Raw genomic sequence first — 24824 nt, 5'->3', positions numbered from 1 at the left:
CTCCTTGCACCTCCCACGCCAGCTCGCGCCGCTGCACGACCTGCCGGACACTCCGGAGGCATACGATGCCGTGCTCGCCGACGTCACCGAGCAGGCCCTCGCGCGCCTCACGCCCGAGGGCAGCCTCGAACACCCCGACTGCGTCGACGACATCGGCGACACCTCGCTCGGCATCACCTCTCTGCTCGCGTTCGCCTGGCAGCGGAGCAAGGACCCGCGGCTGCCGGAGGCGGTGCACCGCAGCCTCGCCTTCCACCTGCGCGAGCGGGTGTACCAGGACGACAACCCGGGCTATCCGAACCTGCGGGTGCGCGGCTGCGGACTCCCGTACGCCCGGTACACCCTGGCGGCCGGCGCCCACCCCATCGGCGACTGGCCGAGCACGGTGTGGGCGCTGCTCCAGGCCGTGAACGTCCTCGACACCGCCGAGGGCCTGGTGGCGGACGACCAGCGCGCCGAACTGCTGGAGGTGGCACGCGGCTACTGGAGCTGGCTGACCGAGGCGACCTTCTTCAACCCCCAGGAGGCGGGCAACCAGGCGATCGGCTGCGTGGTCGGCGGCCTGATGCTGGCCCGGCATCTCCCGCCGGAGGACGGCGAGCAGGTCCGCGCCCGGGCCCTCGCGCTGTACGCCGACGAGATCCGCGCCCACCGGGTCCGCGACCGGGGCGCCCTGCTGCCCCCCGAGCACGGCGGCGCCTACGACAACAACTACGGCCCGATCTCCCTGTCCTTCCTCGCCCAGGCCCACCGGGTCAGCGGCGAGGAGGTCTTCGCCGAGGACGGCGAGGCCCTCGCCCGCTATCTCGACGCCCGCCTCACCGGCGGCGGCTTCGACAACGGCGGCCCGCGCTACAGCGAGCAGCACTCCGCCTTCGAGTCCGTCCTCGGCCTGCGCTACTTCGGCGCCCGGATCGGCGCCGACCTCGGCCGCTACCGGGGCGACAGCCGCTGGGCACGGCACGCCGTCAAGGCGGACGGCGGGGTGGACGGCCACTTCGCGTGGATGCTCGTCTGGCAGATCCAGGACACCACGCGCTGGCATCGCGAGCCGTCCACCGCGACCGCACGCCACCAGCTGCGCTCCGGCACGGTCTCGGTGGCCTTCGACGACCGGATGACCCCGGCGGTCGTCGAGGCGGCCGGGGCCTACTACCTGGCCGCCGCCGTCCACCGCCAGCACGGCTTCGGACCCGTCACCGACGGCTTCCTGCTGTGCCGGCCCATGGGCGAGGTCCGGGTCCGCGACGTCCGGGCCGACGGCCTGACGGCCAAGCTGGTCACCAAGCCGGTCGTCGGCCGCGACCACGTCCTGCGCAGCGTGCGCTCCCTGTACGTCACCGACGGCGCCACCCTGTGGACGACGGTCGCCGTGGAGCGGCTCGACGGGACGCCGTACCTGCTGGCCGGCCTGCCGTACGCCGAGGACGACGGCGACCGGGTCCGGCGCACCGCGGACGGAGCCGTCTCCTCGCCGGGCGGCCTGCGCCTCACGCACCCGGGCGCGGAGGGCGCGGAGCACTTCGACGCGCGCGCCGAGCTCACCCAGGAGCAGGCCGCCTTCGCGCTCGCCGTCGACCCGCGCGGCTACGGCAACCCCGACGAGGGCTGGCGCCACCTGGTCGACTCGACGGCATTCGAGGCGGGACCGCTGCCGGACGCGCCGGACGACCTGCACGTGTTCGCCGTACGCCACGGCTCGGCGGAGCCGTTCACGGCGTCGGTCGCGTGGGCCGGGGAAGGCCTGACCGTACGGACCGACACCTTCACGGCCGTCCTCGGACCGGACGACGCGCACGGCGAACCGACACTGACACTGCGCGCCGTCAGCGGCTGAGGGGCGTCCGCGGGGCGTCCGAGGGGCGGCCGTGGGTGCCCCGCGCCGCGCAGATCCTCGTCATCCGGTGTCACCCGGCGTCATCCGGCGGGAGACACGTGCGTCCGCCGGAGGCGAGGACGCCCGCGGACCGACATCGATGCGGGGACGTGGCGTCCGGCGGCCGTCAGACGAGCGGGGGCACCGACAGGTCGGCCCTGTCCTTCGTGGCCGCCACCAGTTCGGCGTTGCGCTGGTCGGTCCTCAGCACCCAGGCCACCGCCTCGGCCCGCGGTTTGCCGAACTCCTCGTGCCGGGCGACCAGCCGGCGCACGCGCTCGTCCTCGTCGCTCTCGCAGAACCACACCTCGTCCAGCGCGGCGCGCGCCCGTGCCCACGCGCCCGTGCCGAGGAGGAGGTAGTTGCCCTCCGTGACGACCAGCCGGGCGCTCGGCGGAACCGGCACGGCCCCCGCGACCGGCTGCTCCAGCTCCCGCTCGAAGCCCGGCGCGTAGACGATGTCCTCGCCGTCCGTCTCCTCCCGCAGGCGCCGCAGCAGGGCCGCGTAGCCGGCCGCGTCGAAGGTGTCGGGCGCCCCCTTGCGGTCCCGGCGGCCGAGGCGGTCGAGTTCGGCGTCGGCGAGATGGAAGCCGTCCATCGGGACGTGCGCGACCCAGGGCTCCCCGGTGCCGTTCAGCTCCCGCACCAGACGCTCGGCGAGCGTCGTCTTGCCCGCGCCCGGGCTGCCGGCGATGCCGAGGAGCGCGCGCCGGCGGCCGTCCCCCGCGAGATCACGGGCACGGACCAGCAGATCGTCGAAAGTGAGCACACAGCAGAGTGTCGCAGTCTCCTGGAAGGAGACCCCACGGAGATCCGTACCGAGAGGAGGCGACCGTGTCCGACGACGAGACGCAGATCCGCACCCTGATCACCCGCTGGGCCGACGCCGTCCACCGGGGCGACCTCGACACCGTCCTCGACCGGCACGCCGAGGATCTGGTGATGTACAACGTGGCGGAGCCGTACGAGGGCATCCGGGGCCTGGCCGCCTACCGGGCCACTTGGCCGCCCTTCTTCAGCTGGCAGGCCCAGGGCGCTCGCTTCGACCTCGACACCCTCGACGTCACCGCAGGTCACGACGTCGCCTACGCGCACGCCCTGCTGCGCTGCGGTACGCCCGAGGAGCTCGCCGAGTGTCCGGGACTGCGGCTGCGGATCACCTTCGGTCTGCGCAAGCGGCACGGCCGCTGGCTCATCGCCCACGAGCACCACTCCTTTCCGCACGACTGACACGACCCACCCGACGGACCCGGCCGCCCCGACCGGCCGGATGTGGCGCGCGACACACCGGTGAGGGGGCCGATGTGGGGGAATCAGGGGCGTATGACGTCGACGCTCGGTCTCCCCGAAACGATCCAGGCCTGTCTGTTCGACCTCGACGGGGTCGTCACCCGAACGGCCGTGGTGCACGCGGCGGCCTGGAAGGAGACCTTCGACGCGTTCCTGTACACGCGCGGGGGCGACGACTTCCGGCCGTTCGACGAGGCCCACGACTACGGCGAGTACGTCGACGGCCGCCCCCGCGCCGACGGCGTCCGCACCTTCCTCGCCTCCCGGGGCATCGAACTGCCCGAGGGCGAACCCGGTGACCCGCCCGACGCGGCGACCGTCCACGGGCTGGGCAACCGCAAGAACGAACTGCTGCTGGAGAAGATCCGCGCCCAGGGCGTCGAGCCGTACGACGGCACCCTGCGCTACATAGCGGCGGCACGCGCGCGTGGTCTGCGGACGGCGATCGTCTCCTCCAGCGCCAACACCCGCGACGTACTGCGCTCGATCGACGCCGAGCAGCTCTTCGAGGTACGGATCGACGGGGTCGTGGCGGCCGAGCGGAACCTCCCGGGCAAGCCCCGCCCCGACACGTTCCTGGCCGCGGCCCACGACCTCGGCGTCGAGCCGTCGAGGGCGGCCGTCTTCGAGGACGCGCTGGCCGGGATGGACGCGGGCCGCGCCGGGAACTTCGGGTACGTCGTCGGCGTCGACCGCGTCGGGCAGACCGACGCGCTGTACACGCACGGCGCGGACATCGTGGTGAAGGACCTCGCGGACCTCGCGGACCTCACGGACGGCGTCGACGGGGGAGGGCGGGCGTGATCACGGACCGGTCCTACGCCGTCGAGCCCTGGTGCGTGCGCGAGACACGGCTCGACCTCGACGTCCTGGCGCAGAGCGAGTCCGTCTTCGCGCTCTCCAACGGGCACGTCGGCTGGCGCGGCAACCTGGACGAGGGCGAGCCGCACGGGCTGCCCGGCGCCTACCTCAACGGCGTCCACGAACTGCACCCGCTGCCGTACGCCGAGGCCGGCTACGGCTACCCGGAGTCCGGCCAGACCGTCATCAACGTCACCAACGGCAAGATTCTCCGGCTGCTCGTCGACGACGAGCCGTTCGACCTGCGCTACGGGCGGCTCGTCGCGCACGAGCGGGTGCTCGACCTGCGGCGGGGCGTGCTGGAGCGGACCTGCGAGTGGACCTCGCCCGCCGGGTCGACGGTCCGGGTGCGCTCGACCCGGCTGGTGTCGCTCACCCAACGGGCCGTGGCCGCCGTCGCCTACGAGGTGGAGGCCGTCGGCAGCAGCTCCCGGGTGGTGATCCAGTCCGAGCTGGTCACCAACGAGAGCCTCCCCGACCCGAACGGCGACCCGCGCGCGGCCCGCGCCCTGAAGTCGCCGCTGGAGCCGGAGGAGGACGTGGCCGTCGGCTGTCGGCTGCGGCTCGTCCACCGCACCAGGCGCAGCGGGCTGCGGGTGGCCGTGGCCGCCGACCACGAGGTCACCGGCCCGGACCGGACCACCGTCGACAGCGAGAGCAACGTCGACGTCGCCCGGCTCACCGTCACCTCCGTACTGGAGCCCGGAGAGCGGCTGCGGGTGGAGAAGCTCGTCGCGCACGGCTGGTCCGGCGCCCGCTCCCGGCCCGCGATGAGCGACCAGGTGGAGGCGGCCCTCGCGGCGGCCGGACACAGCGGCTGGGCGGGTCTCCTGGAGGACCAGCGCGCCTACCTCGACGACTTCTGGTCCCGCGCGGACGTGGAGGTCGACGGCGACGAGGAGATCCAGCAGGCCGTCCGCTTCGCCCTCTTCCACGTGCTCCAGGCCGGCGCCCGCGCCGAACAACGCGCCATCCCTGCCAAGGGGCTGACCGGGTCCGGCTACGACGGCCACGCCTTCTGGGACACCGAGACCTTCGTGCTGCCCCTGCTGACCTACACCGCGCCGGGCGCCGTCGCCGAAGCCCTGCGCTGGCGGCAGAACACCCTGCCCGCCGCCCGCGAGCGGGCCACCCAACTCGGCCTGCGCGGCGCCGCGTTCCCCTGGCGGACGATCGAGGGCTCGGAGGGCTCGGCGTACTGGCCGGCCGGAACGGCCGCCTTCCACGTCAACGCCGACATCGCCGACGCCGTGGTCCGGTACGTCACGGCGACCGGGGACCGGGACTTCGAGGCGGCCACCGGCGTCGAACTCCTGGTGGAGACCGCCCGGCTGTGGCGCTCGCTCGGCCACCACGACGCGCACGGCACCTTCCACATCGACGGCGTCACCGGACCCGACGAGTACAGCGCGGTCGCCGACGACAACACCTACACCAACCTCATGGCCCGGGCGAACCTCCTCGCCGCCGCCGACGCCGTGGCACGGCACCGGGGCGAGGCCGCCCGGCTCGGCGTGGACGAGGAGGAGAGCGCGGCCTGGCGGGACGCGGCCGAAGCGGTGCACGTGCCCTACAACCACGAACTCGGCGTGCACGAACAGCACGCGGGCTTCACCCGCTACCAGCAGTGGGACTTCGACGCCACCCGCCCCGACCAGTACCCCCTGCTGCTCAACTTCCCCTACTTCGACCTGTACCGCAAACAGGTCGTCAAGCAGGCCGACCTGGTCCTGGCGATGTACACCTGCGCGGACCACTTCGACGAGGAGCAGATCGCCCGCAACTTCGCCTACTACGAGCCGCTGACCGTCCGCGACTCCTCCCTCTCGGCCTGCTGCCAGGCGGTGATCGCCGCACAGGCCGGCCACCTGGGGCTGGCCTACGACTACACGACCGAGGCCGCCCTGATGGACCTGGCCGACCTGGAGCACAACACCCGCGACGGGTTGCACATCGCGTCCCTGGCGGGCACCTGGATGGCCCTGGTCGCCGGCTTCGGGGGGCTGCGCGGTGACAGCGAGGGCCTGCGGTTCGCCCCGCGGCTGCCGGAGAGGCTGAGCCGGCTCGCCTTCAGCGTCCAGCTGCTCGGGCGCCGCCTGCGGGTGGAGATCGGCCCGGACAAGGCCGCGTACACCCTGCTGTCCGGCTCGCCCCTGACGATCCGTCACCATGGCGATCCCGTGCTGGTCAACGGCGACGGCCCCGTCGTACGCGCCGTCCCGCCCACCCCGGACCGGCCGGCCCCCCGGCAGCCCCCGCACCGGGGACCGAACACCCGCTGAGCCCCGGCCGGCGGCCGGCGGTGTGTTTCCCGGCCGCCGGGCGCTGGTAGGTAGTGGGGTGTCCCGGGCGTCGGCGAGGGGAAGCGGCATGGCGGAGGGCGGGCACGAAGGGCGGCTCGCGGACGAGTTCCTCACGGCGGGCGGCTCGTCGTTCAGCGACTTCCTGGCGGCGCACCGCCCCGAACTGCTGCCGACGCGCGGCCGGTTCGCCGGCGGCGTCCGCGCCGCCCCGGACGGCTTCCCGCACGGGACGACGGTACTGGCCCTCGTCTACCGCGACGGCGTGCTGCTCGCCGGCGACCGCCGGGCCACGATGGGCAACCTCATCGCGCAGCGCGACCTGGAGAAGGTGCACCCGGCGGACGACCACACCGCCGTCGCCTTCGCCGGCACCGTCGGACTCGCCGTGGACATGGTGAAGCTGTACCAGGTCGAGCTGACGCACTTCGAGAAGGTCGAGGGCGTGCCCATGACCCTCGGCGCCAAGGCGCGCAGACTGGCCACGATGATCCGGCAGAACCTCGACCAGGCCATGCAGGGCCTCGCCGTCGTCCCGCTCCTCGCGGGCTACGACACGGCCGCCGCCCCGAGGGCCGGGGGCCGCATCTTCAGCTTCGACGTGGTGGGCGGCCTGTACGAGCAGACGCCCTTCCACGCCGAGGGCTCCGGATCCCCCTACGCCCGCGGGGCGTTGAAGAAGCTGTACCGTGCCGGCATGTCCCGGCGCGAGGCGGCCCTGGCCGCCCTCCACGCGCTGTACGACGCGGCCGACGACGACTCGGCGACCGGCGGCCCCGACATCGGCCGCCGTATCTTCCCGATCGTCTCGGTCATCACCGAGGAGGGCTTCGAGCGGCTGCCCGAGACGGAGACGGAGCAACTCAGCCACGAGATGGTCGAGCAGCGCCGCGGCAGGCCGGACGGTCCGCACGCCACCGAACCGCACGCGTAGCGGACGACGGCCGTGGCCCGGCCGGGTCCACGCGGGGGACGGGGCCCGGCCCGACCGGACCTCACCCGGGTTCCGGCAGGTCCATCGCGGCGAGCCTGGCCGCACCGGTCACGATCGTGATGTCGGTGATCCGGCCGTCGACGACGGTGAAGGCCATGACGGAGAGCGGAGAACCGTCCTCGCGCCAGGCCACGAGCCCGGGAAGGCCGCCCACGAGCACCGCCCGCCCCCGCGCCGCCGCACCGGCGGACAGTTGCGCGCCGGCCGCGACCCGGGTGGCGCCAAGGGTGACGATCATGCCGTCGGGGGTGTCGACGGCCAGACGCACCTCGGGGTCGAGCACGCGCAGCAGCCCCTCGAAGTCGCCCTCGCGGGCCGCCGTCAGAAAGGCCTGGACGACCTTCCGCCGCTCCTGTCCGACGATCGTCGACATCTCGCCCGCCCGCACTTTTCGGCGGGCACGGCTGGCGAGCATTTTGGTGGCGGCGGTGGACTTGCCGAGTATCCGGCCGATCTCGTCGAACGGCACCGCGAACAGGTCGTGCAGCACGAACGCCAGCCGTTCGCTCGGCCGCAGCGACTCCAGGACGACGAGGAGGGCGTCGCCGACCGAGTCGGCCAGCACCGCGTCGTCCTCCGGGGCGGGGCCGTCGTCGACGGTCACCAGGAGCTCGGGCGGCATCCCGTCGTCGTAGGACGCCTCGGGGCGGGTCCGGCGTGCTCGCAGGATGTCGAGGCTGATCCGGCCGACCACCGTGGTCAGCCAGCCGGCGAGGTTGCCGATGGCCGCCGTGTCCTGGCGCGAGAGCCGCAGCCAGGCCTCTTGGACCACGTCCTCCGCGTCGGCGTGCGATCCGAGCATGCGGTGGGCGACCGCGCGCAGCCGGTCGCGCTCGGCCTCGAACACCGCGAACGCCTCCGCCGCCGGGTCTGCCGGGTCCGTCGGGTCCTTCGGGGTGGTGTCGGACATGTTGTTACCTTCCCTGGCTCTGCTCCGTCATGAGGATGACGGGCCTGCGAGGGCACAGGTAACCGATGAAGGAGCGGCATCGATGGAAGCACGCATGAAGAGCCCGGCGAATCACGACGTCATCACCGCGATCCAGCACCTCGTCAAGGCGATCCAGGCGGGGGGAGTCGACCCGCGCCTGCTCGAACTGGTCCACCTGCGGGCCAGCCAGATCAACGGATGCGGCCCGTGTGTGTACGCCGGTGTCGAGGCGGCGAAGAAGCACGGAGAGACCGACCGGCGGCTGCACAGCGTGGGCACCTGGCGCGAGACGCCCTTCTTCACCGACGAGGAGCGGGCGGCGCTCGCGCTGACCGAGGCGGCGACCCGGATCCAGGACGGCGCGGCGGGCGTGACCGACGAGATCTGGGACGCCGTCGCCGACCACTTCGGCGAGGAGCAGTTGTCCGCGATCATCCTGGAGATCGCGATGACCAACTTCTTCAACCGGATCAACCACACCATCCGGGAGCAGGCCGGCAAGACCTGGTGAGCGGGCACGGGGTGCGCGCTCATGGGCCTCGGCGTACCGCCCGGTGAGCCCGCCCCGGAGGACGGGCTCACCGCCGCCGGATCTCCGTGGTGACCCTCCGTCACCCGTGACGGGCGTGCGGCCACCGGGCGCCGGGACCCCGCCGGTTGCCGCGCGCCGGGTGATCGCGCAGCCGTGCGGCGGGGAGTCACCGGTCTGCGTCGCGCACCCCCCACTCCTTGCGCCGTCGGGCGATCTGCTGGACCGGATCGCCGGTGTACGACCAGGGCGTACGGGTCACCCGGTGGCCGAGGATCCGCAGCAGCGGCGTGGCCACCTCCGCGATACCCGCCGAACACGCGGCGTGGGCGAGGTAGTTGACGTCCCGCAGCTCTCCGGGTGCGACGTGGTCCTCCTTGCGGCCCATGATCCAGCGTTCCCAGGTGCGGCGGACGTCGCTGACGGCCCCGTCGTTGTTCCAGTGCTGGCCCAGGCCCACCGCGGTGGAGCGGTCATCCCGGGTGTCCAGGGCGTGGCGGAACTCCTCCACGCGCGCGTACTGCACCAGCACCGGCAGCGGACAGCCCGGCGGGGCCGAGCCCGCCGCGTCACGGGCGAAGTCGTACATCAGCCCGTGCGAGCCGTGCCAGCGGGCGGAGTAGTAGTGCAGCACCTGGAGGTGCCCCTCCATGCTGTACGGATCCCGCTGGTGCAACTCGTCCCACCAGCGGGCCAGTTCCCGGCGGCGCACCCCGGCCGGATAGAGGCGGGCCACCGAGATCAGCGAGGTCCACGGCGTCGGGTCGTCCGGATACGCCTCCGCGGCGGACAGGCAGGCCAGCACCGCGCCGTCGATCCGGGTCTGGTCGATCGGCGCGCCTCGGCCCGCGGTGATCGCCAGGTTGAACGCCCGGGCGGTCTCCGTGGCCGCTCGCAGGACCAGCGCGTCGGCACTGTGCGGTTCGGCGGCCAGCCAGGTCTCCACCGTCGAACTGCCCGCGCAGGCCTGCGCCAGCAGCCGGACCCGGTGACCGCGGGCGAGCCAGTCGGGGCCGGTGGCGCGCAGCAGGTCCCGCGGGCCCTGCCAGCGGCCGATGACGATGTCGTGCCGGGTGGAGGAGAGGGGAGCGTCCCCGCAGTCGGGGTCGAAGTCGGGAGCGAAGCGGTCGCGCGCCATCAGGTCCCCTCTCAGAAGTCGGTGGACAGACCCTCGTGGCCGGCGGAGTGCGCCGCCGGGAGGCCCTCGGGCACGTAGCCGGCCTCGACGGTGCGCGAGGCGTCCAGCCGGGCGGGCCGGTAGTAGTCGCTGCCCTGCCGCCAGTACCAGAGCATCGGCACCAGTCCCACGGCGAGCCCGCCGATGCCGATGGCGACCGCCGCGGGGTCCAGCTGACCGAGCGACTCCACGAAGATCCAGAACATGAACACGGCTCCGAACAGCGGCCACAGCCCGCCCAGGAGGAAGTCGGAGGGGGACTTCAGCAGGGTCTTGCGGTACGCGACGACCGCCGCCAGGCCCGCCAGCCCGTAGTAGATCGCGATCTGGAGCCCGATCGCCGAGATGGCGTCGGCGAGGATGTCGCCCACCGAGCCCAGCGCGTTGGAGGCGACGAACAGCACCAGCGCCACCCCGCCCACCACCGCGATCGCCACCCAGGGGGTGTTCCAGGTGCGGTGCACGCGGCCCAGCGCGGACGGCATCGTACGGTCCCGGCCCATCGCGAACAGCGAGCGCGTGACCTGGATCAGGGTCGTCTCCAGGGTGGCCACGGTGGACAGCATCACGGCGACGATCAGCACCTTGCCGCCCCAGCCCGGCCACACCTCCTCGCCCAGCGCCGCCAGCACGTTCGCGCCGTTGTCCTCGATCCGCTGCGAGCTGAGGATGACGTTCACCGCGATGGTGAAGACCTCGAAGAGGAGGAAGACGATGCCCACCCCGATGAGTCCCGCGAGGCCGGTCGTACGGCGGCTGTTGCGGGTCTCCTCACTGAGGTTGCTGGTCACGTCCCAGCCCCAGTAGTAGAAGGCGGCGACCAGTGCGCCCGACGCGAAGCCGGACACGCCGTCGAAGTGGCCGAATCCGAGCCAGGACCAGTCGAACGGAAGCGAGTTGTCCGTGTGGAAGAGGGCGAGCACCGCGAACAGCGCCAGGATCGCCAGTTCCACACCCGACATGATGAGCTGCGCGCGCACGGTGAGCCGGGCCCCGCCCAGCACCACGGCCAGCATGATCAGGAACCAGGCGGCGCCGACGACCGTCGACAGCGCGGTGTTGTCGGCGAGGCCCTCGTCGAACAGGGCGAGCGTCATCGACCCGGCCGGCAGCGATCCCGCCACCATGAAGATGGTCGCCGAGATCACCAGCGCCCACCCGCTGATGAAGCCCAGGAAGGGATGGAGCGTGCGCCCCACCCAGGAGTAACTGGCGCCCGCGTTGACGTCGATCCGGCTGAGCCGGCTGAAGGCCAGCGCGATGCCCAGCATCGGTATCGCGCAGTACAGCAGCGCCGCCGGTCCGGCCAGTCCCACGGCGCCGGCCAGAACGGCCGTGGTGGCGGCGATGGAGTAGGCCGGCGCGCTGCCGGCGACCGCCATCACCACCGTGTCGAAGGTGCCCAGGACGTTCGCCTGAAGGCCTCTTCCGGTGCTGTTGCTCATGGTTGCGCTGCTTTCCGTCGTGCACGCCGCCCGGGCGGGGACGACCCGGCGGCCATGGGGGGTGGATGGAGCGCCGCCGCGCGTCGAGAGGGGTGACCTCGGAGAACGTCGGCGGGGAAAGCGCGGAGGGTACCGTTCCGGCACTGCGTGGGCGGACGGTCACACCGAGTGTGCGAGTGACTATAGCCCTAACGATTGAGGTTTCAAGATTGACCTGTGGGTAATCTCCGCGGCCGCTCGTGCGGGTGGCATGTGCCGCGATTGGAGCGGGCCGCACGGGAAACGCGGACGGGGAGACAGCACCCCCGAACGGCGAGGAGGAACCCATGGGTACGGAGTCCGAGGCGATGGGCGACGACGTCTACCAGCCCACCGGAACGAACGAGGAACAGCAGGACGCCGCTCCGCTCGACCTCCAGGACGCCGTCGGCGAACGCACCTACGACGACACCCTCGACGAGGGCTACTCCCCGCCGGAGAAGCCGCTCGGGGTGACCAAGTACGGCACCACCGCGGCCGAACAGCACGAGGGCGAGAACCTCGACCAGCGCCTCGCCCAGGAGGTGCCGGACGTGTCGGAACCGGCGGGCGACGACATCGGCGACCTCCCCGACGGCGAGGGCGAACCCGTCGATCCCGAGGCCGGTGACCGGCGCGCGGGCCGGCTGGTCGCCCCCGACGAGGGCGCCCACCCCGACGCCGTCAAGGAGGAGATCGCCCGGGACGTCGGCATCGACGGCGGGGCCGCGGGCGCCGAGGAGGCCGCCGTCCACATCGTCGAGGAGTGAACGCCGCCCGGTTCCGCCGCCCCGTCGCCGCTCAGTCCCCGATGCGGTCCAACTGCCGCAGCCGGTTGGTGGCGTCGAGGGCGGCGACCTTGTACGACTCCGCCAGCGTGGGGTAGTTGAACACCGCGTCGACCAGGTAGTCGACGGTCCCGCCGCAGCCCATCACCGACTGCCCGATATGGATCAGCTCGGTCGCCCCGGTGCCGAAGCAGTGCACCCCGAGCAGCTTCCGGTCCCCGGGCGAGACCAGCAGCTTCAGCATGCCGTGGGCGTCGCCGATGATCTGGCCCCGGGCCAGTTCGCGGTAACGGGCTATGCCGACCTCGAACGGCACGCTCTCCTCGGTGAGCTGATCCTCGGTCCGCCCCACGAAGCTGATCTCCGGGATCGTGTAGATGCCGATGGGCTGGAGGTGGTGCATCTGCCCGACGGGCTCGCCGCACGCGTGATACGCGGCCGCGCGGCCCTGCTCCATCGCCGTCGCCGCGAGCGCCGGGAAACCGATGACGTCGCCCACGGCGTAGATGTGCTCGACCGGGGTGCGGTAGTGCTCGTCGACCTCGATCCGGCCGCGCCGGTCCGCCGTCAACCCGGCCTTGCCCAGGTCGAGATCGTCGGTCAGGCCCTGCCGGCCCGCCGAGTACATCACCGCGTCCGCCGGGATCTTCTTGCCGCTCTCCAGGACGGTCAGCGCGCCCCGCGCATGCCGTTCCACGGCGGCGACGGTCTCCCCGAAACGGAAGGTCACCGCCAGGTCCCGCAGGTGGTACTTGAGCGACTCGATGACCTCGACGTCGCACATGTCGAGCATCCCGGCCCGCTTCTCCACCACCGTGACCTTGCTGCCCAGCGCGGCGAACATGGACGCGTACTCCATGCCGATCACACCGGCGCCGACGATCACCATCGACTGCGGAACCCGCTCGATCGTCAGGACGTTGTCGGAGTCGAGGATGGTCCGCCCGTCGAACTCCACGCTGTCCGGCCGCGCAGGCCGCGTCCCGGTGGCGATCACGACGTGCTCGGCGCCGATCAGCCGCTCCTGCCCGGTCACCTCGCGCAGCGCGACGGTATGGGGATCGACGAACCGGCCGGTACCGGCGAACAGCGCGACGTGGTTGCGGGACAACTGGCTGCGGATGACGTCGATCTCACGCCCCACCACATGCTCGGTACGGGCCGTCAGATCGGCGACGGTGATGTTCTCCTTGAGGCGGTAGCTCTGTCCGTACAGGTCCCGCTGGGTGAGACCGGTGAGATACAGCACCGCCTCGCGCAGCGTCTTGGAGGGAATGGTGCCGGTGTGGAGGGAGACCCCGCCGACCATGTCGGGGCGGTCGACGACGGCCACCCGGCGGCCCAGTTTGGCCGCGGCGATGGCGGCCTTCTGACCGCCGGGACCTGATCCGAGGACGAGCATGTCGAAGTCGGGCACCCTCCCGAGTCTGGCAGCCACAGGCCCCGACGCGAAAGGGTGAGCCCCGATCCTCCTGGTCGCTCGCTAGGGAAGCAGCTTCTCGATCGCGCTGGGGCCCTCCTCGGCCAGCTTGCGCCGCGCCCACTCGAGGTTGCGCGGGGTGATGTCCCGGCCGGTGGCGAGGACCATGTCCTCAGGCGACACCTCGGTGCCGGTACGCGTGTGGAGCAGTTTGTCGGGGGTGGCGCGGTCCGGGGAGGGCTGGGCGGCGCCTGGTTCTGACGTCGGCATGGTGTCTGCTCCTCGCGTCCGAAGGGAGGCTTCGGCCCGGTGCGGTCATCGGGTCCACTAACACCATTCATCCTGGAGCCGCACCCTGCAATCCGATCAGCCCGGACCGAGATGCCGGGAAGATCGGTCCGACGTGTAATGACGCTATGGCACCCACCACCGCCGGCACCCCGCGCCGCGGGGCACTGCGCAGGCTCGGCGCCTGGTGCGCCCGTCACTTCCTGATCGTCATCATCGCCTGGCTCGTGGCCGTCGTCGCCCTCCAGGTGGCCAACCGCTCCGTCGGCGGCACCTACGAGGACGACTTCCAGCTGCCGGGCGTGCAGTCCACGGACGGCCTGGACGTCCTGAAGGAGCACGACCCGCAGGCCGGCGGCTACAGCAGCCAGATCGTCCTGCACGACGACCAGCCCGTGAGCACCCTGAGTTCCCCGCTGTCCACGGCCGTCGGCGACCTCCAGAAGCTCCCCCATGTGCTCAGCGCCCAGAACCCGCTCTCCGTCACGTCCTCGAAGGTCGGCCCGGTGTCGGGCGACGGCAAGACCGCGTACGTCACCATCCGCTTCGACGTGCAGCCGTCCACCCTCGGCGACGACTACCTGAGCGGCGTCGACAAGGCCGTCCAGCCGCTGCGGGCGGCCGGCGCCGACGTCGAGTACGGCGGTTCGCTCGGTGAGCTCGCCCGGCCCGCCGCGAACGACCGGATCAGCGAGGTGATCGGCTTCGCCGTCGCCATCGTCGTCCTGCTCGTCGGCTTCGGCAGCGTGATCGCGGCCGGACTGCCCCTGGTCACCGCCCTGATCAGCGTGGTCGGCGGCCTCGCCTCCCTCGGGCTGCTGGCCGCCGCCTTCACCTTCGCCACCGTCTCGCCGACCCTCGCCACCATGATCGGACTCGGCGTCGGCATCGACTACGCCCTCTTCCTGACCACCCGGCACCGGCAGAACCTGATGGACGGCGCGGATCCCGCCGAGGCCGCCGGACACGCCAACGCCACCAGCGGTCGCGCCGTGCTGGTCTCCGGCACCACGGTGATCATCGCGCTCTTCGGTCTGTACGCGTCCGGGGTGTCCTTCATCGGCAAACTCGGACTCGCCGCCGCCGTCACCGTCGTCACCGCCGTCATCGGCGCCCTCACGCTCGTTCCGGCCCTCCTCGGGCTCATCGGCAGACGCATCGACCGCTACCACGTCCGCAAGCCGGTCGCCGAGACCGACGCCGCACCGGGCGCCGTCCCGCACGGCACCTGGCACCGCTACGCCAAGCGCGTCGAGCGCAGGCCCTGGGAGTACCTGGGCGCCGGCGTGGCCGTCATCGCGATCCTCGCGATCCCGGTCTTCTCCATCCAGCTCGGTCACATCGGCGACGGCGCCGACCCGACCTCCTTCACCGACCGGCGGGCCTACGACCTGATGACCGACGCCTTCGGACCCGGCTCCAACGGCCCCCTCACCGTCGTCATCGATCAGACGTCCGTGCCGTCAGACAAGCGCTCCGACCTCTCCACCCAGGCGCAGAAGACGCTGAGCGCGGTGTCCGGCGCGGCCACGGTCACCCCGCTGACCCCCACCAGCGACGGCGACGTGCTGCTCGCGACCGTCTACTCCCAGCAGGCCCCGCAGGACGCGAGCACCACCGACCTCACGAACCGGCTCGTCGACGACACCCTCCCCGACGCGGTCTCCGGCTACGACGCCAAGGGCTATGTCACCGGCACCACCGCCGCCCAGGTCGACTTCCGGGACATCGTCGCCGCCCGGCTGCCCCTGATCATCGGCGTGGTCGTCCTCCTCGCCTTCCTGATCATCCTCGCCGTGTTCCGCGGGCTCCTCGTCGCGGTGAAGGCCGCCGTCCTCAACGTCCTGTCGATCACCGCCTCGTACGGCGTCGTCGTCGCCGTCTTCCAGTGGGGCTGGGGCGGGCCCGCGCTGGGCGTGCACGGTGACGTGCCCATCGAGAGCTATGTGCCGATGATGATGTTCGCGATCATCTTCGGCCTCAGCATGGACTACGAGATCTTCCTGCTGTCCCGGGTGCACGAGGCCTGGCTGCGCACCGGCGACGCCAAGGACTCCGTCGCCCACGCCCTGGAGATCACCGCCCGGGTCATCACCTGCGCGGCCCTGATCATGGTGAGCGTGTTCGCGGCGTTCATCATCAGCGACAACATCGTCGTCAAGATGCTGGGCCTGGGCCTCGCCGTCAGCGTCCTGATCGACGCCACCGTGGTCCGGCTGCTCATGGTGCCCGCCGTCATGACCCTGCTGGGCGCGCACGCCTGGTGGACGCCGCGCTGGCTGGACCGGATCCTGCCGCACATCGACGCGGAGGGCGACGCGGAGACCCTCAGCGGTCCGCCCGACCCACCGGCGCGAGCACGAGCATCGTGACGTCGTCGCGGACGGCGGGGCAGTGGCCCAGGACGTCCGTCCACACCCGCTCGGCCGTCGCCGCCGGGTCGGCGCCGGCGGCCAGGGCGGGCAGCCGGTCGAGCAGCGGGTAGAAGACACCCGCGGCGTCCCGGGCCTCCGAGACGCCGTCGGAGGCCAGGAAGAGGCGGTCGCCGGGGCGCAGCGGCAGCACGTGCGCGGTGAGCGGGGCACCCTCGGGGAGGCCGAGCCCCAGGGGTGTCCACGGGACGACGTCCAGCTCCGTGGCCGTGCCCCCGCGCGGCAGCACCGGCGGGGGATGCCCGCAGACGACGACGCTCACGGCATCCGCGTCCGGCGTGAACTCCAGCAGGACAGCCGTCGCGAACAGTTCCGCGTGCGTGACCCGCGCCGAGTCCACGGTCAGCCGCCGGTCCAGCCGGGCGGCGACCCGCGCCAGATCCGGCTGGTCGAGCACCGCCTCCCGGAACGCCCCCAGGAGCGAGGCCACCGTCGCCACCGCCGCCAGTCCGTGCCCCTGGACGTCCCCGAGCACCGCCCGCACCCCGTGGTCGCTCGTCCGGACGTCGAAGAAGTCACCGCCGACCAGCGTCCCGCGCTGCGCCGCCCGGTACAGACCGGCGCAGCGCAGCGGCCCCACCCGCTCGGGGACCGGTGGCACGAGCGCGTTCTGCGCGGCCTCGGCGATCGTGCGTTCCGTGTCCAGCTGGGCGTCCCGGCGGCGGCGGACGAACGCCACGAACACGCTCAGCACCGCGACGAACGACACCGTCAGCACATCGGTCCGCCCCGGCTGGTCGAGCTGGAACGCGGGCAGGTTGAGCATCACGACCACCGTAGCGCCGAGCAGCGCGGTCGCCGCCGGACCGTAGGACAGCACCGCCAGCGGCGGGATCGCGCCCAGGAGGAACCCGATGTCCAGCGGCTCGGGGCTGGCCAGTGTGGCGGCGCAGACGCCCGCGACGAGGAGGAGCGGCAGCGCCCGCACCCAGCGCGGCGGCGGCGCGCCCCGCAGCCAGCCCCGCCGGTTCCCGTGCAGCCGTCCCACACCCACACCCCCACGCTCCACCGTGGTCGGGGCGGCCGCACCCCGAAAAACCGGTGGCGGTGAGCGAAGGGGATCCCCTAGCGTGTGATCGCACGCCCGGACACCCACGGAAGGAGGCGAGCGCCATGAGATCCACCTTCATCCCGCGCTCCCGCTCCGTGACCCCGGCGTGCCGCGTCTGACCCTCGTCCGACGCCCCCGGGAGCGCACCACGCCGTACGCGACCCGGAGGAATCCGTGACCGATCTGGTCATCCGCGCTCTCGACGAGAGCGACGCCCATCTGTTCGACACCCTGCCCGACCCGCTGCACGCCGCCGACGCCTTCGGCAAGATCACCTACCGGCCCGGCTGGAGGCGCGTCGCCCTGCGGGACGGCCGGGTCGTCGCCCGCGCCGCCTGGTGGGGCGGGCCCGAGGACACCGAACCACTCGTGGTGCACTGGTTCGACTTCGCCGACGGCGAGGAGGAGGCCGCGGCCGAACTGCTGCGCACCGCCCCCTGGCAGGTCGGCCTGGAACTCGTCATGCCGGGCGGCTGGCGCGACGACCCCGCCATGCGGGCCGCCGCCGACGCCCGGCACGCCGCCGCCGGCGCGGCCGGCCACACCCCGCTGGTGGAACGCTTCGTTTACCGCTGGACCCCGGAGTGCGGACTGCCCGACCGGCCCGGCCGCCTGCGCTACGCCCCCGAACCGGACGACGCGGTGTTCTTCGACGCCCTGCGCCGCATCCACTCCGACACCCTCGACGTCCACGCCCGCAAGGCCATCGAGGAAGGGGGCCTCGACCGGGCCGCCCAGGAGGAGATGGACTTCTTCCGCTGGTGCCCGTCACCGCGCGAGTGGTGGCAGGTCGCCCGTACCCCGGGAGGAGAACTGGCCGGCATCCACATCCCGGCCCACAACCCCTCCGGACCCTGCGTGGGCTTCATCGGCGTGCTGCCGGACCACCGGGGTCACGGCTACGCCTACGACCTGCTCGCCGAGTGCACCCACTATCTCGTCGAGCAGGGAGCCGAGTTCGTCGCCGCCGCCACCGACCAGGGGAACTTCCCGATGGCGGCACACTTCGCGAAGGCCGGTTATCCGATCGTGCGCGAGCGCGTGAACTTCGAGATCCGCTGACGCCTGCGCCGGGGGCTCGCACGGACGGCCGGCCGAGCCCCCGGTACCGGTCACGCCTTACCGGATCTCCGCGACCTCGGCCTGTCCGCCGTCGGTACCGCCCGGGACATGGGCATGCCCGCCGACCTGGGGTTCTGATCGAGCGGACGGTACACCACCGGGTGTGAAGGCGCCGAGGTCCGGAACGCGGGGCGTCAGTGGGCTCCGTCCTCCAGCAGGGCCTCGGCGTCGGCCAGGATCTCCGTGACCCGCAGACCGAACGCGGCGTCGCAGGCGTGGGGGCGGCCGTCACGGGCCGACGCGAGCAGTGCGTCGGCGGCCCGGGTGAGGGCGCCGGCGGCGTCGTCGCCACCCTGGGGGAGCCGGGTCACCCCGGCCGTGCCGCGCAGCTCCAGGCCCGCGCCCGTCGCCGCGGGCGGGGCCGTCAGACTGAGCGTCAGTGTGCTGGAGGCGCCGCCCGCATGGTCCAGGACCAGGTGGACGGTGTCACGGGGACCACGGGCCGCGGCCGTCACCCGGCGGACGTCGCCGAGGACCGGCAGCAGCACGGAGAGCGCGTGCGGACCCACGTCCCACAGGGCACCCTTCTCACCGCGCCAGGGGGTGGCGAAGGGGTGGTCCTGCGTACCGTGGAACACGTCGCCCAGCCACTGCGCGTGTCCCGTGAACCACCCGCCGGTCTCCGCCTGTTCCGCGATCCAGGCACCGGCCTCGGGCACGAACCGGGTGGTGAAGAAGACGACCGAGGCGACCCCGGCCTCCCGCGCGGCCCGCACCACGGCCCGCGCTCCCGCCGCCGTCGCGGCGACGGGCTTGTCGAGCAGGAGATGACAGCCGGCCCCGGCGGCCCGCACGGCGAGCTGCGCCTGGACGTCCGGCGGCAGCGCGACGGCCACCGCGTCGACGTCCGTGAGCAGGGCGTCCACGTCGTCGTAGGCCCGGGTCCCGTGCCGGTCGGCGAGTTCCTTCGCCGCCTCGGGCCGCCGGCCCCAGACACCGACGAAGTCGAGCGCGTCGTGCGCCTCCAGTACGGGGGCGTGGACCATCCGGGCCCAGGGGCCGGTGCCGAGCAGACCGATGCGCATACCGCTGACTCTCCCTGATGCCGACCGACGTGACGGGTGACGTCCTCACCGGGGCGCCGACTCCGTCCGCGAGCCTCGCACACCGCCGTCGTCGCAGACACCCCGGCCGGGTAGCGCCGGCCGGCAACCCCGGGCCGTCAGGCCGCCCGGACCTCCGCCGCGCGGGAGTCGTCCGCCGGCGGGGCGGCGGAGGTGCTCGGGACCAGCCGGAGATGGCGCCTGCGCCCGGCATGGCGCCGCTTCGCCCGGACCGGCGTGAGCAGGCGTTCCTCGACCCGGTCCATGACCGCCAGCAGCACGGACAGCAGCGGCAGCATCAGTACGGCGACCCAGAGCACGGTTCTCTCCTCGGCAGGCGATGCCATGCCGGGTGCTCCGAATCGGGCCGCTGATGCCTGCCGGGCGCGAGCCGGCGCGAGCCGGGCCCGCGCTGCGGCCCGCCCGGCGCGCGCCGACGCCTGCCGGGAGCGGGCCACGGCACCCGTCGGCCGCCGGTCAGGGCCGGGGCGGCGGCGCGGGACCCGTCAGCAGGGCGTCCGCCTGGGCCAGGCCGCTCTCCGCGGAGATCTCCCGCACCGTCTGCGCGGACCGGATCGTGGCGAACGCGACCTGGCCCTCCTCGCATCGGTAGCCGTACACGGCGGGCCTCGGCAGGCTGTTGTACGACCAGTGCGCCGAGAAGTAGTACCCGCCCGTGTCGTGCAGGACCACCAGGTCCCCCTCGGACAGGGCGGGCAGCGGCCGGTCGTGCGCCACGACGTCCCCGGCGAAGCAGAGGGGCCCGGCCACGTCCTGCCGCACGAGCGGCGTCCGCTTGGGGGTGCCGTCCGGGCCGTACGCGGACACCCGCAGCGGCCAGGCCTCCGGCATGAAGACGGTACGGGTGGCGACCTGCCCGCCGGCATGGGTGAGCGCGACCCGGCGGCCGCCGGCGTCCTTGACGTACTCGACGAGAGCCGCCGTGAAGCCGTTCTTCGCGATCAGGGAGCGGCCGAACTCGGTGACCACCTGGTAGCGGCCGTCCAGCAGCGCCGGTTCGGCGTCGGTCAGCGCGGCGACGTATTCCGCGTAGGTGGGCGTGACCGTGTCGTCGGCGAAGTTCACCGGCAGCCCGCCGCCCAGGTCGAGGCTGGTCACCTGACGGCGGCCGACATACGCGTTGATCTCCTCGGCCAGGCCGTGTATCGCCGCGAGGCCCTCCGCGATCAGCGGCAGGGGGCAGCCCTGCGAACCCACGTGCGCGTGCAGCCGGGTCAGCCAGGGCCGCCGCGCGAAGGCCTCGACGACACGAGTACGGGCGCCTGGGTCACGCAGGGCCACGCCGAACTTGGAGTGCGCGGTCGCCGTGCTCATCGCGCCGATCGACCCGCCGCCGACCTGCGGATTGACCCGCACTCCGAGCACCGAGGCGCAGTCCTCGGGGCGCAGGGCGTCGATCCGGTCCAGCTCGTCGAGGTTGTCCGCGTTGAGCGCGACGCCCAGCGCGAGGGCTTCCCGGATCTCCCGGCGGGTCTTCGCCGGAGAGTCCAGCACGATGTGTGCCGGGGCGAACCCCGCGTCCAGCGCCAGCCGCAGCTCGCCGGGGCTCGCCACCTCGCAGCCCATGCCGGCGTCGGCGAGCAGCCGCAGCACGGGCACCAGGGAACAGGCCTTGGCGGCGAAGGTGTGCAGGACGTCCGGCACCCGGGCGAACGCCTCGTGCAGGCCGGTGACGCTGTCGCGCACGCCCCGCACGTCGATGAAGCCGGCCAGCGGCCGGTCCTCGCCGAGCAGGCCGTCCGTGACGGCCTGCCGGACGGCGAGGGCGACGGGAGAGTCGTCGGCCGGCCGGTGGGTCGGCCCGCCGGTCCGCTGGTTCTCGGTGGGGAGCAGCACGTACTCGTCTCCTTCGGGCGAGGGAGGGTGTCACGCGGTCGGGTGACACTTCCAGACTCCTCCCGCGCCGGCCGCCGCGTCTTTGGAGATCGGGCCAAAGACAAGCGGAACCTTTGAGTACACGCACAAACAGGGGCTCGGGAATTTTCAGGGCCTCGGGTGCTCGGACGCACACGTGGTTCGTCCGCTCACGGCCCCTCGGGCGCGGCCAGCCGGGCCGCGAGGGTCAGCAGCAGCCGGGTGTCGGGATCGTCGAGGTCCACGCCGTACCGCTCCCGCACCCGGCCCAGCCGGTAGCGGAGCGTGTTGGCGTGCACGACCAGGCGACGGGCAGCCTCGGGGACGTCACCACCGGCGTCGAAGTACGCGGCCAGGGTCCGCACCAGTTCGCCGCCCGCGGCGAGGTCCGCGCGGATCAGGTCGTGGACCGGCCCGTCGCCGGACTCCCACACGGGACGCGCCGCGTCCAGGATCCGCAGCACCTCCAGCGCCGCGCCCGCACCGGCCGCGTCGGCGTACCGCGGGGGCCGGTGCCGTCCGGCGGCCGAAGCCCGCGCCTCCCGCTCCCGCAGCGCCCGGACGACGAGCCCGGCCCGCCCGTACGACAGGTCGGCGCGCTCGGGGGTGACGACCGGGCCGACCCCCAGCCACACCGCGGGTGAACCCGGCAACGTCGAGACGACCGCGTCCAGGTCGCGCACGACGCCGAGCACGGCGGTCGCGTGGTCCACCTCGGCGGCGTCCCCGATGAGGAACAGCGCGAGCCGGTCGCCGTCCCGCAGGGTCCCGGTGCCGGGCCGGTGCGCGGCGATCTCCAGGGCGAGGACGTCCAGGGCCCGGTCGTCGGCCCGTTCGGGGCCGGGCCGCCGCTCGGCCACCACCACCGCGCACGACGCGTCCGGGGACAGCCCCAGCGACCAGGCGTGCGTACGCCGGTCCCCGAGACCGTGCAGCAGACCGCGCAACGCCGCCTCCCGGCGGTGGGCCGTACCGCTCTCGCTCAGCCGCTCGCGCACCAGCAGCGGAGCGGCGAGCCCGGCGGCCGTCCGCAGATGACGGGCGGCGTCCGGGGCCAGGGCGGCGCCGTCCGCGGCGGCCCAGATCGAGCCGAGCACCTCGCGGCCGCTGCGCACGGCGACGACCAGCCGCTCCGGGTCGTCGCCGTCGGCGGGCCGGTGGATGACGTCCTCGGAAGTCCACAGGGCGCGCAACAGCCCGCTGCGCCGCAACTCGGCGACCCGCCAGTCGGGCACCCGGCCGCCGAGGATGACGGTCCGGCGCAGCGGGTCGGCGCCGGGACCGGTGGCCGAGTGGGCCAGGACCCGCAACCGCGTGTCCTCGATGGTGATCGATCCCTTCACGTACGCCGCGACCCGCGCCGCCAGGACCGCGAGGGAGGGCGCCGTCTCCGGGCCCCGGAGCGCCCCGGAGTCGTCGGCCCGACCGGCCCGGACATAGGACAGCGCCGACCGCAGCAGCGCGGCCGCCTCGGCCCAGCCGGTGCCCTCGGCACGGGTGAGCAGGGCGACACCGGTCTCCCGGGCCGCCTCCAGCGCCCCGACGGCTCGCGGACCGGCGCCCGGCGGGCCGGTGACCTGTGGACCGGTCACCCGCGCATCGGTCCCGTGCGAGGAGGTGACCTGCGGATCGGTGATCTCCTGGCCCGTGCCGCCCAGGACCACGGCACAGGCGCCCCGCCGCGCGGCCTCCCGCACGGTTCCGGCGTCCGCGGGGGCGCCCACGGCCAGCAGCAGAACGCCCGCGTCCGCCCGACGGCGCGGATCCGGACCCGGCCCCACGCCGTCCGGACCGTCGGTGCCGTCCGGGATGTCGAGGTCGTCCAGGGAGTCGAAGTCGTCGAGGTCGTCCAGGCCGACGGCGATCCGCCGGACGACGGTGTCGGGCGCGGCCGGCGCGTACAGCAGGCGTACGGCGTTGCCGTCCTCGAAGGACAGCAGGGACCGCAGCGTCGCCGTGACCTCCCGCGGGGACGGATCCTCCTCGTTCATCGTCCGGCGCTCCCGCCCCTCGTCCCTGCGACGCACCCCGTGTGCGCTCTCCGACGATAGGCCGCCGGGGCGGCGCTGCCGGCGCACCGGGCCCCGCTCCCGGTCGCCTCCGGTGAGAAGCCACGAGACCGGTGAACTCGCCGATCCCCCCGCACCCCTCCGGCCCCGACAGTGGCACCGCCAGTCCAGCGGCGGCGCCCCCCCCCCGCGGCCCGCCCGACCGAGAGGACGACTCGTCGTGCAGCATCACATGCGCACCGGTGTGGCCCCCCACGCCTCCACCGGCTCCCCCCACCGCAGATCCGGACGGTTCGCCCGGCTCGCGACGGCGGTCGCCGCCGTCGTCGGCCTCACCACGCTCAGCGGCCCCGGCGCGCACGCGGCGGACAACCCCTACGAGCGGGGTCCCGCACCCACCACCGCCGGCATCGAGGCGCCGCGCGGGCCCTACGCGGTGTCCCAGACCACCGTCTCCTCGCTCGCCGTCACCGGCTTCGGCGGGGGCACGATCTACTACCCGACCAGTACCGCCGACGGCACCTTCGGCGCGATCGCCGTCTCACCCGGCTACACCGGCACCCAGTCGTCCATCGCCTGGCTGGGCCCGCGGCTGGCTTCCCAGGGCTTCGTCGTCTTCACCATCGACACCCTCACCACCCTGGACCAGCCCGACTCCCGCGGCCGTCAGCTGCTCGCGGCCCTGGACCACCTCACGCAGGTCAGTTCCGTCCGTAGCCGCGTCGACAGCGGCCGGCTCGGTGTCATGGGCCACTCGATGGGCGGCGGGGGCAGTCTGGAGGCGGCCAAGGCCCGGCCCTCGCTCCAGGCGGCGATCCCGCTCACACCCTGGGACCTCGACAAGACCTGGCCCGAGGTCGTCACACCCACGCTGATCGTCGGTGCCGACGGTGACACGGTCGCTCCCGTCGCCACCCATGCCGAGCCGTTCTACGCCGGCCTGCCGTCGTCCGTGGACCGCGCCTACCTGGAGCTGAACAACGCCACCCACTTCACCCCGAACTCGTCGAACACGACGATCGCGAAGTACGCCATCTCGTGGCTGAAGCGCTTTATCGACAACGACACGCGGTACGAGCAGTTCCTGTGCCCGCTGCCGCAGCCGAGCTCGACGATCGACGAGTACCGGGGCAACTGCCCGCACACGTCCTGAGCGGTGTGAGGGGAACCGGGCCGCTGCCGCTGCCGCTGCCGCTGCCGCTGCCGCTGCCGCTGCCGTCGCCGTCGCTGTGCCCGTGCACGCGGCGCGGCGGCGGCCGTTGGGACCCGGCACAAGGCGTGTCACGCCCGTCCCCCGCGAACCCGCTGGTGACGGGCCTCGAACGGCCCGCACGGCCGTCGTCGCCGGCCCGGTCGCACGGCTTCCCCGTTCCGT

21 protein-coding genes are annotated in these 24824 nt (G+C 73.3%); 10 read left to right on the top strand and 11 right to left on the bottom strand.

What is annotated here, in order from left to right; translation table 11 throughout:
• The first annotated feature begins 4 nt into the window (after positions 1-4).
• Positions 5-1837: a hypothetical protein gene (locus tag OG440_RS03250; RefSeq protein WP_406005291.1), complete on the top strand. Its 1833-nt coding sequence runs from the start codon at positions 5-7 to the stop codon at positions 1835-1837.
• Positions 1838-2003: 166 nt separating this feature from the next.
• Here OG440_RS03250 and OG440_RS03245 read toward each other — a convergent pair whose 3' ends face one another.
• Positions 2004-2645: a nucleoside/nucleotide kinase family protein gene (locus OG440_RS03245; RefSeq protein WP_406005290.1), complete on the bottom strand. Its 642-nt coding sequence runs from the start codon at positions 2643-2645 to the stop codon at positions 2004-2006.
• Positions 2646-2710: 65 nt separating this feature from the next.
• Here OG440_RS03245 and OG440_RS03240 point away from each other — a divergent pair, with 65 nt between their 5' ends.
• From OG440_RS03240 to prcB, 4 genes are all read left to right on the top strand, one after another.
• The gene (locus tag OG440_RS03240) at positions 2711-3106 is read left to right on the top strand and encodes a YybH family protein (RefSeq protein WP_406005289.1); all 396 of its coding nucleotides are present in this window, start codon (positions 2711-2713) and stop codon (positions 3104-3106) included.
• A gap of 93 nt (positions 3107-3199) precedes the next feature.
• Complete coding sequence (locus tag OG440_RS03235) at positions 3200-3970, top strand: beta-phosphoglucomutase family hydrolase (RefSeq protein WP_406005288.1); 771 nt, start codon at positions 3200-3202, stop codon at positions 3968-3970.
• Positions 3967-6309 (top strand): glycoside hydrolase family 65 protein, encoded by a 2343-nt coding sequence (locus OG440_RS03230; protein WP_406005287.1) that lies wholly within the window; start codon positions 3967-3969, stop codon positions 6307-6309. The genes OG440_RS03235 and OG440_RS03230 overlap by 4 nt, the downstream gene beginning before the upstream one ends.
• A gap of 88 nt (positions 6310-6397) precedes the next feature.
• Positions 6398-7261 carry a proteasome subunit beta gene (gene prcB, locus OG440_RS03225; RefSeq protein ID WP_406005286.1) on the top strand — a complete coding sequence of 288 codons (864 nt, stop codon included), beginning with the start codon at positions 6398-6400 and terminating at the stop codon, positions 7259-7261.
• 61 nt (positions 7262-7322) lie between these two features.
• Here the strand turns inward: prcB and OG440_RS03220 are convergent, their stop codons facing one another.
• On the bottom strand, positions 7323-8231 hold the full coding sequence (locus tag OG440_RS03220; RefSeq protein ID WP_406005285.1) for a sigma-70 family RNA polymerase sigma factor: 909 nt from the start codon (positions 8229-8231) through the stop codon (positions 7323-7325).
• Between the two features lie 82 nt (positions 8232-8313).
• Between OG440_RS03220 and OG440_RS03215 the strand changes: the two genes are divergently transcribed.
• Positions 8314-8763 (top strand): carboxymuconolactone decarboxylase family protein, encoded by a 450-nt coding sequence (locus OG440_RS03215; protein ID WP_406005284.1) that lies wholly within the window; start codon positions 8314-8316, stop codon positions 8761-8763.
• Positions 8764-8950: 187 nt separating this feature from the next.
• On the opposite strand, the gene OG440_RS03210 is transcribed toward OG440_RS03215, so the two are convergent.
• Both OG440_RS03210 and OG440_RS03205 read right to left on the bottom strand, forming a co-directional pair.
• Positions 8951-9919, bottom strand: coding sequence for a hypothetical protein (locus OG440_RS03210; protein WP_406005283.1), 969 nt, complete (start codon positions 9917-9919; stop codon positions 8951-8953).
• A gap of 11 nt (positions 9920-9930) precedes the next feature.
• Positions 9931-11403, bottom strand: coding sequence for an APC family permease (locus OG440_RS03205; RefSeq protein WP_406005282.1), 1473 nt, complete (start codon positions 11401-11403; stop codon positions 9931-9933).
• A 326-nt stretch (positions 11404-11729) separates the two neighbouring features.
• On the opposite strand from OG440_RS03205, the gene OG440_RS03200 reads away from it, so the two are divergent.
• A complete protein-coding gene (locus OG440_RS03200; protein ID WP_406005281.1) occupies positions 11730-12191 on the top strand; it encodes a DUF5709 domain-containing protein in 462 nt (153 codons plus the stop codon).
• Between the two features lie 31 nt (positions 12192-12222).
• Here the strand turns inward: OG440_RS03200 and sthA are convergent, their stop codons facing one another.
• The gene (gene sthA / locus OG440_RS03195) at positions 12223-13626 is read right to left on the bottom strand and encodes a Si-specific NAD(P)(+) transhydrogenase (protein WP_406005280.1); all 1404 of its coding nucleotides are present in this window, start codon (positions 13624-13626) and stop codon (positions 12223-12225) included.
• 66 nt (positions 13627-13692) lie between these two features.
• The gene (locus tag OG440_RS03190) at positions 13693-13899 is read right to left on the bottom strand and encodes a hypothetical protein (protein WP_355702865.1); all 207 of its coding nucleotides are present in this window, start codon (positions 13897-13899) and stop codon (positions 13693-13695) included.
• Positions 13900-14045: 146 nt separating this feature from the next.
• On the opposite strand from OG440_RS03190, the gene OG440_RS03185 reads away from it, so the two are divergent.
• Positions 14046-16289, top strand: coding sequence for an MMPL family transporter (locus OG440_RS03185; RefSeq protein WP_406005279.1), 2244 nt, complete (start codon positions 14046-14048; stop codon positions 16287-16289).
• Here the strand turns inward: OG440_RS03185 and OG440_RS03180 are convergent.
• A complete protein-coding gene (locus OG440_RS03180) occupies positions 16246-17337 on the bottom strand; it encodes a PP2C family protein-serine/threonine phosphatase (RefSeq protein WP_406005278.1) in 1092 nt (363 codons plus the stop codon). The two genes, OG440_RS03185 and OG440_RS03180, sit on opposite strands and share 44 nt — an antisense overlap.
• Before the next feature lie 237 nt (positions 17338-17574).
• Between OG440_RS03180 and OG440_RS03175 the strand changes: the two genes are divergently transcribed.
• A complete protein-coding gene (locus OG440_RS03175; RefSeq protein WP_406005277.1) occupies positions 17575-18462 on the top strand; it encodes a GNAT family N-acetyltransferase in 888 nt (295 codons plus the stop codon).
• 194 nt (positions 18463-18656) lie between these two features.
• On the opposite strand, the gene OG440_RS03170 is transcribed toward OG440_RS03175, so the two are convergent.
• From OG440_RS03170 to OG440_RS03155, 4 genes are all read right to left on the bottom strand, one after another.
• The gene (locus tag OG440_RS03170; RefSeq protein WP_406005276.1) at positions 18657-19547 is read right to left on the bottom strand and encodes a Gfo/Idh/MocA family protein; all 891 of its coding nucleotides are present in this window, start codon (positions 19545-19547) and stop codon (positions 18657-18659) included.
• 137 nt (positions 19548-19684) lie between these two features.
• The gene (locus OG440_RS03165) at positions 19685-19912 is read right to left on the bottom strand and encodes a hypothetical protein (protein ID WP_406005275.1); all 228 of its coding nucleotides are present in this window, start codon (positions 19910-19912) and stop codon (positions 19685-19687) included.
• 130 nt (positions 19913-20042) lie between these two features.
• Complete coding sequence (locus OG440_RS03160) at positions 20043-21422, bottom strand: diaminopimelate decarboxylase (RefSeq protein WP_406005274.1); 1380 nt, start codon at positions 21420-21422, stop codon at positions 20043-20045.
• A gap of 188 nt (positions 21423-21610) precedes the next feature.
• Entirely contained in the window at positions 21611-23431 is a 1821-nt protein-coding gene (locus OG440_RS03155; protein ID WP_406005273.1) for a PucR family transcriptional regulator, read from the bottom strand.
• Positions 23432-23681: 250 nt separating this feature from the next.
• Between OG440_RS03155 and OG440_RS03150 the strand changes: the two genes are divergently transcribed.
• Positions 23682-24602, top strand: a complete 921-nt coding sequence (locus tag OG440_RS03150) for a dienelactone hydrolase family protein (protein WP_406011240.1) — start codon at positions 23682-23684, stop codon at positions 24600-24602.
• Positions 24603-24824: the final 222 nt, after the last annotated feature.

The sequence above is a fragment of the Streptomyces sp. NBC_00637 genome (assembly GCF_045161545.1).
GTDB lineage: Bacteria > Actinomycetota > Actinomycetes > Streptomycetales > Streptomycetaceae > Streptomyces.
This window is presented reverse-complemented; position numbering and strand designations above follow the sequence as displayed.